The organism is Desulfocicer niacini (assembly GCF_054657595.1).
The window spans coordinates 1-639 of record NZ_BAAHYK010000166.1 but is presented as its reverse complement, the minus strand read 5'-3'; the positions used below and the strand labels follow the sequence as shown (position 1 = coordinate 639).

1 pseudogene is annotated in these 639 nt (G+C 36.3%); it reads right to left on the bottom strand.

Annotated elements, in window-relative coordinates:
• Nucleotides 1-145: 145 nt before the first annotated feature.
• Nucleotides 146-639: pseudogene (locus ACYQ2M_RS25215) on the bottom strand (IS4 family transposase); the annotation flags it as partial.

Here is a 639-nt window from a genome sequence, read left to right as displayed (position 1 = left end):
TTATAAATTGAATTTTTAAAATGGCAAAAAAATGAAATGAGAAAACTTGCTAATATATCAAAAAAGACCACAGTTAAAGAGCTTTTAGAACGTTATCCTCAAGTTCTAACTATTTTTATTGAACTCAACTTTCGGAGGAGTGATTCTACGCCTCCAATAATTCCTTTTGCCTATTGTTCTTCAAGCCAAAATATGCAAGGGCTTTATTCATGACCAACTCAAGCATGTTTTGTATCATCTGCTCTGTAAAACTATAAAGTTGCTGCAAGTTTGCCAAGACCAACCGCATAATCCTTTCCAAAGAAGCCATAAAAGTGAGGTTGGACATCTCTTCATTACATGCTCTGAAAAGTTCACCAAACGATCTTTGGTCTATACGCTGTCGCTGGAACAAACTCAGTATGTTATATCTGGCAATAACCAGTGACGTATGAGCTATAAGTCCATCATAATTCCGAATTTGTATCTCTTTGACAAGCTTCAAGTGCTGCTTACACATTTTGAAAAAGACTTCTATATCCCAACGTTTACCATACAACCGGATGATTTCTTTACCAGGGAGGGTGATATCCGTTGATAAAAGAGCCAGCCAGCCACGTTTTTTATCGCATGGGACAAAAATTATTTTTGCCGATTTTT